Genomic DNA, 15760 nt, shown 5'->3' on the forward strand with positions numbered 1-15760 from the left:
CTACTGCTGCGGCGCGCTGCGGATGTCCAGCCTCCGGATGACCCGGTCCACCAGCTCCGGGTCCGCCCCCGGTTCCATCCGGGCCGACTGCATCTCCGCGCGCCCCGCCGCGAGCATCTCCTGTTCGATCTGCTGGAACAGCCGTACCTGCTTGACCCGCTTCTTCAGTTCCTGCCGCTGGTCCTCGTCGTACATGTCCGGGCGGTTGCGGGCCAGGCGGTCGGTCTGACGCTGCTTCAGCCGCTCGACCAGCTCGTCCGGGAGGTCGTCGGCCTCGGCGAGCTCCTTCAGCCGGCGCAGGCTGGCCTTGGAGACGCGGTACCAGAGCTGGCGCTCGGCCGCGTCCTCGGCGTCCTCGTCGCGGCTCAGGTGCAGGCGTTTGACCACCCAGGACAGCGACATGCCCTGGACCAGCAGGGTGAACAGGACCACGCAGAAGGCGGTGAAGACGATCTCGTCCCGCCCCGGGAAGGCCGAGCCGTTGTGGACGTTGAGCGGGATGGCCAGGGCCAGGGCGACCGAGGCCACCCCGCGCATCCCGGACCACCACAGCACCACCGACTCGCGCCAGCTCAGCGGCGCGGCCTCCTCCTGCTCGCCGCGGCGCCGGTCCCACTGCTGGGTGACCCAGGCGCCGGGCAGCAGCCAGAGGAAGCGGACGCCGACCACCACCACGATGACCAGCCCGGCGTCCCCGAGCATGCTGGTCCACTGGTGGCCGACCTCCTTGAGGACGCTGGCCAGCTCCAGGCCGATCAGTCCGAAGGCCATGCCGGAGATCAGCAGCTCCACCACGTCCCAGAAGGCGCTGCCGACCAGCCGGTAGCCGACGTCGTCGGCGCCCACCGTGCGGTCGTTGATCCACAGTGAGGTGACCAGGACGGCCAGGACGCCCGAGCCGTGCAGTTCCTCGGCCAGCGAGTAGGCCGCGAAGGGGACCAGCAGACTGAGCGCGACCTGGAGGGTGGGGTCGTCCAGCATGCTCATGATCTTGCCGCTGAGCCAGCCCAGGCCCACCCCGATGACCACGGCGAGCACGGCCGAGAGCACCAGCAGCCCGACCGCGTTCAGGGTCGAGAAGTGGCCGCTGACCACGGCGTCCACCGCCAGCCCGTACACCACCAGGGCGGTGACGTCGTTGAACAGTCCCTCGGTCTCCAGGATGCCCATCAGCCGGCGCGGCAGGCCGACGCTGCCGGCCACCGCGGCGGCGGCGATCGGGTCCGGCGGGGAGATGATCGCGCCCAGCGCGACGGCGGCGCCCAGCGGCAGGGCGGGCATGATCGAGCGCGCCGCCCAGGCCACCACCGCCGTGGTGACCAGGACCAGCGCGACCGCCAGCAGCAGGATCACCCGGGAGTTGGCCTTGAAGTAGCGGGTGGTGGAGCGCTGCGCCGCGGCGTAGATCAGCGGCGGCAGCACCACCGGCAGGATCAGGTCCGGTTCCAGGGTGATGTTGGGGACGAAGGGCAGCACCGCCATCACGATGCCCACCAGCGTCATCATCACCGGCTGCGGGAACCCGATCCGCTCGGCCAGCGGAGTGGTGACGACCGAGGCCAGCAGCACGATGAAGAGCAGCATCAGCTGGGTCATCCCGCCGCCCACCCCTCCCGCTCGCCGACGCCGTCTCCGGACAGCTCTTGATCAGCCTGCCAGGGATCGGGTCATCGTGCGGTGGGGGATACCGCCGTCCAGGTACTCCGGGCCCTCGGCGACATAGCCGAGGCGCTGGTAGAAGCCCAGCGCGTGGGTCTGCGCGTGCAGTTCCAGTTCGACGGCGCCGCGGGACCGGCCCTGCTCCTCGATGGCCCGGACCAGGGCCGCGCCGAGGCCGGTGCCGCGGGCGGCGGCGCGGACCGCGAGGCGGCCGAGCAGTACGGTACCGTCCCGGCCGGTGAGCTTGAGGGCCTGCTCGCCGTGGATCAGTCGGCCGGTGCCCAGCGGGCCGCCGTCCGCGCCGAAGGCCAGCAGGTGCAGCGAGGTCGGGTCGAGGTCGTCCCACTCCTCGTCCTCGGGGACGTTCTGCTCGACGATGAAGACCTCGCGCCTGATGGCGTGGACGGTCTCCAGGTCGGCCGCCGAGACGGCCACGCGTATGTCGGGTGTGTCAGCTTTCGGCACTGATGATCTCCAGGGCGCGGGCCAGGTCCTCCGGGTACTCGCTGCGGAACTCGACCCAGTCGCCGGTGCCGGGGTGCTCGAAGCCGAGCTGGACGGCGTGCAGCCACTGCCGGGTGAGCTTGAGCCGCTTGGCCAGGGTGGGGTCGGCGCCGTAGGTGATGTCGCCGACGCAGGGGTGCCGCAGCGCGGACATGTGCACCCGGATCTGGTGGGTGCGGCCGGTCTCCAGCTTGATGTCCAGCAGCGAGGCGGCCCGGTATGCCTCGATCAGGTCGTAGTGGGTGACCGACGGCTTGCCGTTGGCGACCACGGCCCACTTCCAGTCGCTGCTGGGGTGCCGGTCGATCGGGGCGTCCACGGTGCCGGACATCGGGTCGGGGTGGCCCTGGACCAGGGCGTTGTACTTCTTCTCCACCACCCGGTCCCGGAACTGCTGCTTGAGCAGGGTGTAGGCGCGCTCGGACTTGGCGACCACCATCAGCCCGGAGGTGCCGACGTCCAGGCGGTGCACCACGCCCTGGCGTTCGGCGGCGCCCGAGGTGGAGATCCGGTAGCCGGCGCCGGCCAGGCCGCCGATGACGGTGGGGCCGGTCCAGCCGGGGCTGGGGTGGGCGGCGACGCCGACCGGCTTGTCCACCACGACCAGGTCCTCGTCGTCGTAGACGATCTTCATATTGTCGATGCGCTCAGCGACGATCTGCACCGGAGCGGGCGGCGCCGGGATCTCGACCTCCATCCAGGCCCCGGCCATCACCCGGTCGGACTTGCCGACCACGGAGCCGTCCAGCGTCACCTTGCCCTCGGCGGCCAGCTCGGCGGCCTTGGTGCGGGAGAACCCGAACATCCGGGCGATGGCGGCGTCGACACGCTCACCCTCGAGGCCGTCGGGTACGGGCAGGTTTCGGATCTGCGGAACGGTGCTCACCTGAACGAGTATGCCGGACCGCCCGGGCCCGGCCCGCCATCAGGCCTTGCCGGTGCCGTCCTCGGCGGGCTGCTGCTCGACGGTCCGGTCCGCGTTGCCACTGTCCGTGGTCCCGTCCGCGGTCCCGTCCCCGCCGCCGTGCTCGCGCATCGTGGTCCCGTCCGGGTTGGTGCCGAGGAAGGAGAGCAGCACCACCAGCACGCCGCCGCAGACGATCGCCGAGTCGGCGAGGTTGAAGACGGCGAAGTGCTTGACCGAGATGAAGTCCACCACGGCGCCGCGGAAGGTGGACGGCGAGCGGAAGATCCGGTCCGTCAGATTGCCGAAGGCGCCGCCCAGCAGCAGGCCCAGGGCGATGGCCCAGGGCAGGCTGTAGAGCTTGCGGGCCAGTCGGCAGATGACCACCACCACGGTGGTGGCGATGACGGTGAACACGATGGTCATCGCCGCGCCCATGCCGAAGGCGGCACCGGGGTTGCGGATGGCCTGGAGCATCACCCAGTCGCCCGCGATCCTGATCGGCTCGTGGTACTCCAGCCTGGCCACGACCAGCAGCTTGCTGCCGAGGTCCAGCAGGTAGGCGAGCAGGGCGACGGAGAGCAGCACGCCGATCCTGCGCCTGCGCCGCACCGGGGTCCCGGCGGCGGCGGGATCGGCGGGATCGGTGGAAACGGCAGGGTCGGCGGGGGCAGCAGGGTCGACCGGCGCGGCAGAGTCAGCCGCCGGAGCCTTCTGGAAACCTGGGGTACTGATGATGCTCTCCGCTACACCGAGAGGGGTGGTCTTACGTCGAGCGTACGGTACGCCCACCGGGTGGTGCGGACAGGTCCGCACCACCCGCCGCAGCCGCTAGCGGCGCTCCTGCTTGGCCTTGCACTGGACGCAGAGGGTGGCCCGGGGGAAGGCCTGGACCCTGGCCTTGCCGATGGGCTCCCCGCAGGACTCGCAGAGGCCGAAGCCGGTGCCGGTGAGCCGGGCCAGCGCACGCTCGGTCTGGGCGAGCATGTCGCGCGCGTTGGCGGCCAGCGACAGCTCGTGCTCGCGGGAGATGTTCTTGGTCCCGGCGTCGACCTGGTCGTCGCCGGCGCCGTCGCCGGAGTCCCGCATCAGGCCGCTGACGGCCTCCTCGGAGGCGGCGATCTCGGCGCCGAGCGCGGCGGCCTCGGCCACCAGCTCCGTCCTGAGCTCGGCCACCTCGGCCTCGGTCCAGGGGTCCTCGCCGGGCCGCACCGGCAGCGTCCCGGCCGCGGCCGGGGCCTCCGGCGGCGTGTCGGCCGCGGAGTCGGCCGGAGCGGCCGGAGCGGTCCTGGCCCTGCTGCCGCTCGGCCGGGCGGCGGCCGGCCTGGCCACGGCCTCGGTCTTGTGTCGCACCACGGTGCCCTCCCCCACGTCTCCGGGACCCGCCACGGACGTCTCCGCGCGGCGTGCGCCCGCAGCCCCGCTCCTTGCCTTGTCCGCCATGCGTCTGACCCCTTTGCCCTTTGCGAGTGTGCGTCTGCGACTGTCGTCTGCGTGCTGCGGCCGAGCTGCTGGTGGCGCACCGCCGTGAGCACGGCGACACGACATGGTGCCGGAACGATAATGCGTACTGAATCCATCCACAACGGGACATACCGCAACAGAGGTCACGGGTTACCGGCTCACGCCCGGCTCGACGAATGTGTGCCCAGAACGTGACCTGATAATCGCCTTCCGTCATCGTTACTGGTGCGTCACCGGCGCGCGGACGGCGCCCGGCGCGGAAAATCTTCTTGCCGGGCCCTATAGACTCGGGGCTGCAAGGCGTGGATGGGGACGAGTACCGCCGAACGCAGCCAGGAGCGACCCGGGGTCGGTGAAAGCCCGGGGGTGTGCGCGACGGGAAGATCACCCCGGAGCCGCCGGAGGAAAGGCACCGCCCAATGCGCTCGCAGCGCGTGGGCGGACCGAGTAGAACCGGCCGCAACCCCTAATGAGGGGGCTCGGCACGTCCGCGTGCCGCAGCCAAGAAGGGTGGTACCGCGGGGCCCGCAGCACTCGGCCTCGTCCCTTCGTCGGAAGCCGCACAGCTCGGACGCGCCCGCCGGAGGAACCTCCTGATGACCCAGTACCGTCCCGTCCCCGCCCAGGTGGACCTGCCCGTGCTCGAGCACGGGATCCTCTCCTTCTGGCAGGACAACAAGATCTTCCAGCGCAGCCTGGAGCAGTCCGAGGGCCGCCCCGAGTGGGTGTTCTACGAGGGCCCGCCCACCGCCAACGGCATGCCCGGCGCGCACCACATCGAGGCCCGGGTCTTCAAGGACGTCTTCCCCCGCTACAAGACCATGAAGGGCCACCACGTCGCCCGCAAGGCCGGCTGGGACTGCCACGGCCTGCCGGTGGAGCTCGCCGTCGAGAAGGAGCTGGGCTTCTCCGGCAAGCCGGAGATCGAGGCCTACGGGATCGCCGAGTTCAACGCCCGGTGCCGGGAGTCGGTGACCCGGCACACCGACGCCTTCGCCACCCTCACCAACCGGATGGGCTACTGGGTCGACCTGGACGACGCCTACCGCACCATGGACCCGGACTACATCCAGTCGGTGTGGTGGTCGCTGAAGCAGATCTTCGACAAGGGCCTGCTCACCCAGGACTTCCGGGTCGCCCCCTGGTGCCCGCGCTGCGGCACCGGCCTGTCCGACCACGAGCTGGCGCAGGGCTACGAGACCGTCGTCGACCCCTCGGTCTACGTCCGCTTCCCGCTCACCTCCGGGCCGCTGGCCGGGGAGGCATCTCTCCTGGTGTGGACGACCACGCCGTGGACCCTGGTCTCCAACGTCGCCGTCGCCGCGCACCCCGCCGTCGACTACGTGGTGGCGACCGACGGCGACGAGCGGGTCGTGGTGGCCGAGCCGCTGCTGGAGAAGGCCCTCGGCGAGGGCTGGACCGCCACCGGCGAGCGCTTCACCGGCGCCGAGATGGAGCACTGGAGCTACCGGCGGCCGTTCGAGCTGGTCCCGGTGGAGGGCGCGCACTTCGTCGTCAACGCCGAGTACGTCACCACCGAGGACGGCTCCGGCCTGGTCCACCAGGCGCCCGCCTTCGGCGCCGACGACCTGGCCACCTGCCGGGCCTACGGCCTGCCGATGGTCAACCCGGTGCTGCCGGACGGCACCTTCGAGCCCGATGTGCCGCTGGTCGGCGGGCAGTTCTTCAAGAAGGCCGACGAGGCCCTGGTCGCCGACCTGGACGCACGCGGCCTGCTGTTCCGTCATGTCCCGTACGAGCACAGCTACCCGCACTGCTGGCGCTGCCACACCGCGCTGCTCTACTACGCGCAGCCGTCCTGGTACGTCCGCACCACCGAGGTCAAGCAGCGGCTGCTGGAGGAGAACGAGAAGACCAACTGGTACCCGGAGACCGTCAAGTACGGCCGCTTCGGGGACTGGCTGAACAACAACATCGACTGGGCGCTGTCTCGCAACCGCTACTGGGGCACCCCGCTGCCGATCTGGCGCTGTGAGGAGGGCCACCTCACCTGCGTTGGCTCGCTGGCCGAGCTCAGCGAACTCACCGGCCGGGACCTGTCCGACCTGGACCCGCACCGCCCCTTCATCGACGAGGTGGTCTTCCGCTGCACCGGGAGCGGCTGCGCGCTGGACGCGGTCCGGGTGCCCGAGGTCATCGACGCCTGGTACGACTCGGGCTCCATGCCGTTCGCCCAGTACGGCTACCCGCTGAAGAACGCCGAGCTGTTCGAGAAGCGCTACCCGGCCCAGTTCATCTCCGAGGCCATCGACCAGACCCGCGGCTGGTTCTACACGCTGATGGCGGTCGGCACGCTGGTGTTTGACAAGTCCTCGTACGAGAACGTGGTCTGCCTGGGCCACATCCTGGCCGAGGACGGCCGGAAGATGTCCAAGCACCTGGGCAACATCCTGGAGCCCATCTCGCTGATGGACCAGCACGGGGCGGACGCGGTGCGCTGGTTCATGGCGGCCGGCGGCTCGCCCTGGTCCGCGCGCCGGGTCGGGCACAACACCATCCAGGAGGTGGTCCGCAAGACCCTGCTGACCTACTGGAACACGGTCGCCTTCCAGGCCCTCTACGCCCGCACCGCCGGGTGGGCGCCGTCGGCCGCCGACCCGGCACCGGCGGACCGTCCGCTGCTGGACAAGTGGGTGCTGTCCGAGCTGAACACCCTGGTCAAGGAGGTGGACGCGGCGCTGGACGGCTTCGACACCCAGCGGGCCGGCAAGCTGCTGTCCGCGTTCGTCGACGACCTCTCCAACTGGTACGTCCGGCGCGGCCGGCGCCGCTTCTGGCAGGGCGAGCCGGCCGCGCTGGCGACCCTGCACGAGGCGCTGGAGACGGTCACCCGGCTGATGGCGCCGCTGACCCCGTTCATCACCGAGCGGGTCTGGCAGGACCTGGTCGTCTCCGTTGACCCGACCGCGCCGGTCTCGGTGCACCTGGCCGAGTTCCCGGTCGCGGACGAGTCGCTGGTCGACGCCGACCTGTCGCGCCACATGGCGCTGGTGCGGCGGCTGGTGGAGCTGGGACGGGCGACCCGGGCCGACTCCGGGGTGAAGACCCGTCAGCCGCTTTCGCGCGCACTGGTCGCGGCGCAGGGGTACGAGGAACTCCCGGCCGAGCTGCGGGCGCAGGTCGCCGAGGAGCTCAATGTGGCGGGGCTCGAATCGCTGTCGGCGGTGGGCGGGTCGCTGGTGGACACCACGGCCAAGGCCAACTTCCGCGCCCTGGGCAAGCGGTTCGGCAAGGGGGTGCAGGAGGTGGCCAAGGCGGTGGCCGCGGCGGACGCGGCAGCGCTCTCCGCGTCGCTGCGGGCCACGGGTACCGCGTCGGTGGAACTCGGCGGCGAGAGGGTCGAGCTGACGCCCGATGAAGTCATCGTCACGGAGACTCCGCGGGAGGGGTGGGCCGTCGCCAACGAGGGCGGCGCGACGGTCGCGCTCGACCTGCACATCACACCGGAGCTGCGGTTGGCGGGCGTCGCGAGGGATGCCATCCGGCAGGTGCAGGAGGCCCGCAAGAACAGTGGCCTGGACGTGGCCGACCGGATCCAGCTCCGCTGGACGTCTGACGACGCCACGACGGTCGAGGCCCTGACGGCCCACGCCGCCCTGATCGCCGACGAGGTCCTCGCCACCGACTTCGCCTCCGGCGAAGCCGACTGGGAGTCGGCCACGCCGTTCACCGACGAGACGCTCAGCCTGACGTTCTGGCTGCGGAAGGCCTGAACGAAAGGGGCGCGGGGAACCTGTCCGCTGGACAGTCACCCCCTACTACCCAGGGGCGCGGGGAACTGCGCTGCCAGCCATGCACCTCCGTAGCGGGCTGGTCGCGCAGGGCCCCTGCCGGAACGTTCCGGCAGGGGCCCGCGGTAGGGGCGGCGGCGGGGGCTGGGGTCAGCCCTCGTCGTCCTGGTCGATCAGGAAGCCGCGCATCGGCTGCGGGGCCTGCTGCAGCGGCGGCTGCGGCCGCACCGCGGCCATCGGCTGCGTCATCGCGGCGGGAGCCATCTGCTGCTGGCCGCCCGCGCTCTGGTGCTGCGCGCCCGGGTTGAAGCTGTTCCCGCCGAAGCTCGGCTGCTGCTGCCCGCCACCGAAGCTCTGGCCGTTGCCACCGAAACTCTGCTGACCGCCGAAGGTCTGCCCGCCCATGGGCGACGCACCGACCGGGGTCATCGACGGCTGCGACATCGAGGGCTGGGACATCGAGGACGGCGGCAGCGACGCGGTGGCCGGCTGGCGCGGAGGCGCCAGCGAGTCGTCCGCCTGCGACTCCAGCTGACGCAGCTGGGTCTCCAGGTAGGACTTCAGCCGGGTGCGGTACTCGCGCTCGAAGGCGCGCAGGTCCTCGACCTTGCGCTCCAGCGTGGCGCGGGCGGACTCCAGCGAGCCCATCGCGACGCGGTGCTTCTCCTGCGCGTCCCGCTCCAGCGCGTCGGCCTTGGCACGGGCGTCGCGCTCCAGACCCTCGGCGCGGCTGCGGGCCTCACCGACGATCTTGTTGGCCTCGGAACGCGCCTCGGCGATGGCCTGGTCCGCGGTCTGCTGGGCGAGCGCCAGCACGCGGGCGGCGCTGTCGTTGTTCTGGCCCTGCTGCTGCTGCGGGAAGTGCGGCTGCTGCATCTGCTGCAGGCCGCCCATGTGCTGCGGCGGCTGCATCTGGCCCTGCTGCTGCATCTGGCCGGGCTGCTGCATCTGCTGGCCGAAGCCCTGCTGGCCGCCCATGGTGCCGCCCTGGAGCTGGGGCGGGCCCTGGAGCTGCGGCGCACCGCTGGGCAGCTGCGGCGGGCCGGGGTGGCCCATCTGCTGCTGCGGCTGGCCCTGCATCTGGCCGGGCTGCTGCATCTGGCCCTGCTGCTGCAGCTGCGGCGGCATGCCCTGCTGCGGCACGGGCGGACCAGATATGGCGGCCGGCACCGGGGGGCCGGGGCGCTGGTGCTGGTCCTGCTCCTTGCGCATGTTCTGCTGGTTCTGCGCGGCCGCGCGAGTCGCCGCGGCCAGCTTGGCGCGCAGGTCCTCGTTCTCGCGGAGCAGTCGGGTCAGCTCTCCTTCGACCTCGTCGAGGAAGGCATCGACCTCGTCCTCGTCATAGCCTTCGCGGAGGCGGACGGTCGTGAACTGCTTGTTCCGCACGTCCTCGGGGGTCAATGGCATCTCTTCACCTCAACGTGATCGTCGGACAATCGGCGGCCTGCGGGGTTCACACGGCCCCCTGCACGACGGAGATCAGGATCGAAACAATGATGATCAGTACGAGGAAGGACAGGTCGAGCGCCACGCCCCCGAACCGCAGCGGCGGGATGAACCGCCGCAACAGCTTGAGTGGTGGATCGGTGACGGTGTAGATGCACTCCAGCACAACGATCATCCCGCGGCCGGGCCGCCATTCGCGGGCTAGTTGTTGCACCCAGTCCATCACAAGCCGGGCCAGCAGGATGACGAAGAAAACCATCAGCACGATGTACAGCACCTGCCATACAACGTTCACCGCTCGTCCCCTCGAACTCGTCCTGCTGCCTGCCCGCCGGGAGCGGAAGCCCCGCTACCCGGCGTCACGTGATCCGCACGTATCGTCCCGCTCTGGTCAGCTCTGGTTGAAGAACCCACCCTCGGCGATCCTGGCCTTGTCCTCCGCCGTTACATCGACGTTAGCAGGAGACAGAAGGAACACCTTCTGAGTCACACGTTCGATGCTTCCGTGGAGGCCGAAGACCAGTCCAGCCGCGAAGTCTACGAGGCGCTTGGCATCCGTGTCGTCCATCTCCGTGAGATTCATGATCACCGGGGTGCTCTCACGGAAGTGTTCCCCGATGGTACGGGCCTCGTTGTAGGTTCGGGGATGAAGTGTCGTGATCCGGTAGGGCTCCCGCTCGGAGGCGGCCTTGGGCATGATCACCGGGGCACTCTTCTCCACGTGACGACGTTCAGGTGTGATGGACGACACTGGCGCCATCCTTGGCTCCGACCGCATCGGGGCGACCACCGCCGCGGCCGCCGGCTGCGCGACGGGCGCGGGGGCGGGGCGGGGGACCTCCTCGGTACGGGCGGTGTTGCGAAGCGGTTCGGGCTCGGGGCCGTAGTCCTCGTCGTCCGGGTCGTAACCCTGGACGTCGTAGCGTTCGTCCTCCACGAGGCCGAGGTATTCCGCCATCCTGCGCAGTGCGCTGGCCATACTCCTGTCCTCCGCTCTGTGGTGGATCGGGTCCGTCACCGGCCGCCCCGCTCGCGCGAGGTGGTTCTACGATCCACGGTCTGACCCCGCGATGCAGGGGAGATTCCTACTTGTCCTGATTTGTTCTGCGATCTGATCTTCTAACCGGTGACGTTACCCGAGGGGCGGCCGGACACCCAGTACCGCCGTACCGACGCGCACATGTGTCGCTCCGGCGGCGATCGCCTCTTCCAGGTCGCCACTCATACCCGCGGAGACCATCGTGGCAGCCGGATGCTGACGGTGCACCAGAGATGCGATTTCCACAAGGCGTGCGAAAGCACCCGCGGGGTCACCGGCGTACCTCCCGCGCAACGGCGCCACGGCCATCACGCCGTCAAGTCGCAGTCCCGGGGCCCCGGCCAGCGCATCGGCGAGCTGGAGCACCTGTTCGGGGCGGGCGCCGCCGCGGTGGGCCGGGCCCGACTCGGGATCACCCTCCAGGGCGACCTGGATAAGGCATCCCAATTCGGGGCGTTCCGACTTCTGGACTTCGGCGGAGAGCGCATCGACGAGTCGGATCCGGTCGACGGAATGCACCATGTCGGCGTACTTCAGAACAGAACGGACCTTATTCGTCTGCAATTGGCCGACGAAATGCCAGACGAGTGGGAGGTCGCGGCATTCCAGCGCCTTCGGTCCGGCGTCCTGGTCGCGGTTCTCGGCGACCTGCCGCACCCCGAGCGAGGAGAGCAGCCTGACGTCCGAGGCCGGGTAGGTCTTGGTCACCACGATCAGGGTGACCTCGTCGCGGGCGCGCCCGGCGGCGGCGCAGGCGTGGGCCACCCGCCGCTCGACGGCGGCGAGGTTGGCGGTCAACTCGGCCAGGCGCGACTGGGGCTCGGTCATGAGGTGGTTCCGTTCAGCCAGACGTAGCCCGCGAGGCGGCCGGTGCGCTGCTCGCGGCGGTAGGAGAAGTGGTCCGGCGATTCCATCGTGCAGATGTGCGGGAGGTCCGCGACCGTGACGCCGAGCGCGGTGAGCTGGGCCCGCACCCCGGCCGGGAGGTCCAGCGCCGGAGTGCCCCAGCTGGTCTCGGACCAGGTCGCGGGCTCGACCCCGGCGACCTCGGCGCGGAGTTTCACAGGGACTTCATAACAATGGCCGCAGACCGAGGGCCCGATCGCGGCGGTGATCCGACCGGCCTCGGCGCCCAGAGCGACCATGGCGGCGACCGCCTCCGGCACCACTCCGGCGGCCAGTCCGGGGCGGCCCGCGTGCGCGGCGCCGACCACTCCGGCCACCGGATCGGCGAGCAGCACCGGGACGCAGTCCGCGGTGAGCACCGCGAGCGCCCGCCCGGGTCCGGCGCCGACCAGCGCGTCCGCGGTGGGGGCGGTGCCGTCGGGCTGGCGCCCGGCCACCTCGGCGACGTCCTTGCCGTGCACCTGGTTCATCCAGGCCACGTCGGCCGGGTCGAGGCCGAGGCCGGCGGCGGCCAGCCGGCGGTTCTCGCGGACCGCGGCGGAGTCGTCGCCGACCGCGCCGCCGAGGTTCAGCTCCTGGAACGACGAAGTGCTCACCCCGCCCCACCGGTCGGTGAAGGCGAAGTGAGCACGGTCGTGGAGGGTGAGTCGCTGGCCGATCATGATGATCAGCCTAGTGCGGCTCCGGTTACTTCAAGAAGTCCGGGACGTCCAGCTCCTCGGCCGGGCTGTCCACGTAGGGCGGCCGGGTCTGCGGAACGTGCGGCGGCAGCGGCGGGGCCTGCGGCTCGACGTGGCGCGGCGGCTCCTCGGCGCGCGGGACGCTGCCGATGGTGTGGACGCTGCGCCCGGCAGCGGTGGAGCCGGCCCGGTTGTACTCGCCGACCCGCTCCTGCTGCGGCGGCGGGGTGGCCGAGTTGGTCGAGCGGACCACCGGCTCGCGGACGATGGTGGGCGGCGCGCCGCCGTCGAAGCCGGCCGCGATCACGGTGACCCGGACCTCGTCGCCGAGCGCGTCGTCGATGACCGCACCGAAGATGATGTTGGCCTCGGGGTGCGCCGCCTCGCTGACCAGCTGCGCCGACTCGTTGATCTCGAAGAGACCGAGGTCGGAGCCGCCGGAGATGGAGAGCAGCACGCCGCGGGCGCCGTCGATGGAGGCCTCCAGCAGCGGCGAGGAGATCGCCATCACCGCCGCCGCCTTGGCGCGGTCCTCGCCCCGGGCGGAGCCGATGCCCATCAGCGCCGAACCGGCGTCCGACATGACCGACTTGACGTCGGCGAAGTCCAGGTTGATCAGACCGGGGGTGGTGATCAGGTCGGTGATGCCCTGGACGCCGGAGAGCAGCACCTGGTCGGCGGAGCGGAACGCGTCCAGCACGCTGACCTGGCGGTCCGAGATGGACAGCAGCCGGTCGTTGGGGATCACGATGAGGGTGTCGACCTCTTCGCGCAGCTGCGCGATGCCGTCCTCGGCCTGGTTGGCGCGGCGGCGGCCCTCGAAGGTGAAGGGCCGGGTGACCACGCCGATGGTCAGCGCGCCGAGGGTGCGGGCGATGTTGGCCACCACGGGTGCGCCGCCGGTGCCGGTGCCGCCGCCCTCGCCGGCGGTGACGAAGACCATGTCGGCCCCCTTGAGGACCTCCTCGATCTCCTCGCGGTGGTCCTCGGCCGCCTTGGCGCCGACGTCCGGGTTGGCGCCGGCTCCGAGGCCGCGGGTGAGCTCGCGGCCGACGTCGAGCTTGACGTCCGCGTCGCTCATCAGCAGGGCCTGCGCATCGGTGTTGATCGCGATGAACTCGACGCCCTTGAGCCCGACCTCGATCATCCGGTTGATGGCATTGACGCCACCGCCGCCGATGCCGACGACTTTGATGACTGCGAGGTAGTTCTGGGGTGCTGCCACGTCGAAGGCCTCTCGCCTCGGATGTACGGTGCCGAAGGGGCGGGAACTCTGAACGCGAGGCCCTGACCCGAACCCTGAACCTGAGGTTTAGGGTTAATGCTCTGTCACTCTTCCATCATCTACTGTCACAGGACACTAGGTCTCCGAGCCTGCCCGTTCAACGGACACGCCGAGCCTGCGCTTTTTTCTTGTGATGCTATGTGATCAATGTGCCGGACTTTCACCCGGGGTGGCCACCCAGATTCGGGGAGGAACTGGCAGTCCGTCAACACCGCGCCGCTGTGACGTTACCCGACTCAATGCCGCACTGCGGGGTCGTCGGGGGCGCTGACGTCGTACGACGTGCCCTTCTGCCGGAGCAACGCGGTGAGCACCACGGCTTTTCGCTGGTCCTGTTCAGAACTTCCCCACAGCACCTTGGAACCGTCCGCGAGTTGCAGTTCCAGATCGTCGTACGAATGCACGACGACCGACCTGGTCTGCTTGGAAACCGCTGCCGGAAGCGCTTTGGCGACATCCACCGCCGCGGCGACCAGGGCCTGTTCGGGGAAGACGGCGAGCGCGCCGCGGCCCGCGGCGGAGAGCGACAGTTCGACCACCGGCACGCCGCTCGGGACCTGGCGACCGGTGGCGAAGCGCACCCCGGACGCGTCGACCTGGGTGTAGACGCCGCCGGAACCGGCGATCGCGGCGATCGCCTGCCGCTCGGTGACCCGGATCCGCACGGTGTGCGGCAGCGAGGTGCTGACCTGCGCGTCGGCGGCCCTGGGCAGCGCCCTGAGCACCCTGGCCCGCACCGCGCCGGTGTCCAGCCGCTCCAGCGGTCCGCCGAGCGGGACCGAGGCCGCCGCCAGCACCTGATCCGCGGTCAGCACCCGGGTGCCGGAGACCTCGACGGTCCGCACGTCCAGCACCGAGGAGAACCAGACCAGCCAGCAGACCGTGCCCAGCACCGCCGCCAGCAGCGCGCCCAGCACGACGAAGCCGCGCCGGGACAGCCGTAGCGGGACACGCGGCGGTGCCGCCGGGGCCTCCTCGGCCCCGGCGGCTTCCAGCTGCTCCTCGGCCGAGGGGGCCGAGGGGGCGTCAGGCACGGCGGTGCGCGGCGATGGCCTCGTAGACCATGCCCACCAGCAGTTCGTCGGCGTCGCGGCGGCCGAACTCGGCAGCCGCCCGGCTCATGTCCCACAGCCGCTGCGGGTCCGTCAGCACCGGCAGCAGGTTGGCGATCACCCAGTCCGGGGTCAGCTCGGCGTCGTCCACCAGCAGCCCGCCGCCGGCCCGCACCACCGGCTGGGCGTTGAGCCGCTGCTCGCCGTTGCCGATCGGCAGCGGGACGTAGGCGCCGGGCAGTCCGACCGCCGAGAGCTCGGCCACGGTCATCGCCCCGGCCCGGCAGAGCATCATGTCGGCCGCGGCGTAGGCGAGGTCCATCCGGTCGACGTAGGGCAGCACCCGGTAGGGCGGCATGCCCGGGATGTCGTCGATGGCGGGCAGTTCGTTCTTGGGGCCTACGGCGTGCAGGATCTGCACCCCGTACTGCTGCAGCCGCGGCGCGATGGCCTGGACGGTCTCGTTGAGGCGGCGCGCGCCCTGGGAGCCGCCGGAGACCAGCAGCGTGGGCAGCCGCTGGTCCAGGCCGAAGTAGGCGCGGGCCTCGGGGCGGGCCGCGTTGCGGTCCAGGGTGGCGATGGTGCGGCGCAGCGGGATGCCGATGTAGCGGGAGTCCCGCAGCTTGCTGTCCGGGGTGCTGACGGCGACGAAGTCGCTGTAGCGGGCGCCGACCTTGTTGGCCAGCCCGGGACGGGCGTTGGCCTCGTGCACCACGATCGGGACCCGGGCCCGCTTGGCCGCGAGATAGGCCGGCATGGCGACGTAGCCGCCGAAGCCGACCACCGCGTCGGCCTTGGTGCGCTCCAGGATGTCCTGCACCGCCTTGACCGTCCCGCGCAGCCGGCCCGGAACGGTGATCAGCTCCGGGGTCGGCTTGCGCGGCAGCGGTACGGCGGGGATCAGTGCCAGTTCGTAGCCGCGTTCCGGGACCAGTCTGGTCTCCAGGCCGCGTTCCGTGCCCAGCGCCGTGATCCCGATCGTGGGGTCGTTCCTGCGCAGTGCGTCCGCAAGGGCGAGCGCGGGCTCGATGTGACCGGCGGTCCCCCCGCCGGCGAGTACGACATGCAC

Annotated in this window: 14 protein-coding genes; 1 reads left to right on the plus strand and 13 read right to left on the minus strand. The window is 70.9% G+C overall.

Features of this window, described 5'->3' with window-relative positions:
• The 5 genes from ABUW04_RS37020 to ABUW04_RS37040 form a co-directional block, all read right to left on the minus strand.
• Window positions 1–1596 (minus strand): Na+/H+ antiporter, encoded by a 1596-nt coding sequence (locus ABUW04_RS37020; RefSeq protein ID WP_030248354.1) that lies wholly within the window; start codon window positions 1594–1596, stop codon window positions 1–3.
• A gap of 51 nt (window positions 1597–1647) precedes the next feature.
• A complete protein-coding gene (locus tag ABUW04_RS37025; RefSeq protein WP_030248356.1) occupies window positions 1648–2124 on the minus strand; it encodes a GNAT family N-acetyltransferase in 477 nt (158 codons plus the stop codon).
• Complete coding sequence (locus tag ABUW04_RS37030) at window positions 2111–3049, minus strand: RluA family pseudouridine synthase (RefSeq protein WP_380568734.1); 939 nt, start codon at window positions 3047–3049, stop codon at window positions 2111–2113. The genes ABUW04_RS37025 and ABUW04_RS37030 overlap by 14 nt, the downstream gene beginning before the upstream one ends.
• 39 nt (window positions 3050–3088) lie before the next feature.
• Window positions 3089–3805, minus strand: a complete 717-nt coding sequence (gene lspA, locus ABUW04_RS37035) for a signal peptidase II (protein ID WP_380568805.1) — start codon at window positions 3803–3805, stop codon at window positions 3089–3091.
• Between the two features lie 93 nt (window positions 3806–3898).
• The gene (locus ABUW04_RS37040; protein ID WP_030248361.1) at window positions 3899–4456 is read right to left on the minus strand and encodes a TraR/DksA family transcriptional regulator; all 558 of its coding nucleotides are present in this window, start codon (window positions 4454–4456) and stop codon (window positions 3899–3901) included.
• Window positions 4457–5127: 671 nt separating this feature from the next.
• On the opposite strand from ABUW04_RS37040, the gene ileS reads away from it, so the two are divergent.
• A complete protein-coding gene (ileS, locus tag ABUW04_RS37045; RefSeq protein WP_380568735.1) occupies window positions 5128–8265 on the plus strand; it encodes an isoleucine--tRNA ligase in 3138 nt (1045 codons plus the stop codon).
• A 168-nt stretch (window positions 8266–8433) separates the two neighbouring features.
• Here the strand turns inward: ileS and ABUW04_RS37050 are convergent, their stop codons facing one another.
• The 8 genes from ABUW04_RS37050 to murG form a co-directional block, all read right to left on the minus strand.
• Window positions 8434–9690: a DivIVA domain-containing protein gene (locus ABUW04_RS37050; protein WP_030248366.1), complete on the minus strand. Its 1257-nt coding sequence runs from the start codon at window positions 9688–9690 to the stop codon at window positions 8434–8436.
• Between the two features lie 46 nt (window positions 9691–9736).
• Window positions 9737–10024 carry a YggT family protein gene (locus ABUW04_RS37055; protein WP_030248367.1) on the minus strand — a complete coding sequence of 96 codons (288 nt, stop codon included), beginning with the start codon at window positions 10022–10024 and terminating at the stop codon, window positions 9737–9739.
• A 96-nt stretch (window positions 10025–10120) separates the two neighbouring features.
• The gene (locus ABUW04_RS37060; RefSeq protein WP_030248370.1) at window positions 10121–10708 is read right to left on the minus strand and encodes a cell division protein SepF; all 588 of its coding nucleotides are present in this window, start codon (window positions 10706–10708) and stop codon (window positions 10121–10123) included.
• A 153-nt stretch (window positions 10709–10861) separates the two neighbouring features.
• The gene (locus ABUW04_RS37065) at window positions 10862–11596 is read right to left on the minus strand and encodes a YggS family pyridoxal phosphate-dependent enzyme (RefSeq protein ID WP_380568736.1); all 735 of its coding nucleotides are present in this window, start codon (window positions 11594–11596) and stop codon (window positions 10862–10864) included.
• The gene (gene pgeF / locus ABUW04_RS37070) at window positions 11593–12336 is read right to left on the minus strand and encodes a peptidoglycan editing factor PgeF (protein ID WP_380568737.1); all 744 of its coding nucleotides are present in this window, start codon (window positions 12334–12336) and stop codon (window positions 11593–11595) included. The genes ABUW04_RS37065 and pgeF overlap by 4 nt, the downstream gene beginning before the upstream one ends.
• 25 nt (window positions 12337–12361) lie before the next feature.
• Entirely contained in the window at window positions 12362–13579 is a 1218-nt protein-coding gene (ftsZ, locus tag ABUW04_RS37075) for a cell division protein FtsZ (RefSeq protein WP_030248375.1), read from the minus strand.
• A 296-nt stretch (window positions 13580–13875) separates the two neighbouring features.
• Window positions 13876–14673, minus strand: coding sequence for a cell division protein FtsQ/DivIB (locus ABUW04_RS37080; RefSeq protein WP_380568738.1), 798 nt, complete (start codon window positions 14671–14673; stop codon window positions 13876–13878).
• Window positions 14666–15760, minus strand: a complete 1095-nt coding sequence (gene murG, locus ABUW04_RS37085; RefSeq protein ID WP_030248380.1) for an undecaprenyldiphospho-muramoylpentapeptide beta-N-acetylglucosaminyltransferase — start codon at window positions 15758–15760, stop codon at window positions 14666–14668. Before murG ends, ABUW04_RS37080 begins: the two co-directional genes overlap by 8 nt.

The sequence above is a fragment of the Streptacidiphilus jeojiensis genome (assembly GCF_042510965.1).
In the GTDB taxonomy this organism is placed as follows: domain Bacteria; phylum Actinomycetota; class Actinomycetes; order Streptomycetales; family Streptomycetaceae; genus Streptacidiphilus; species Streptacidiphilus jeojiensis.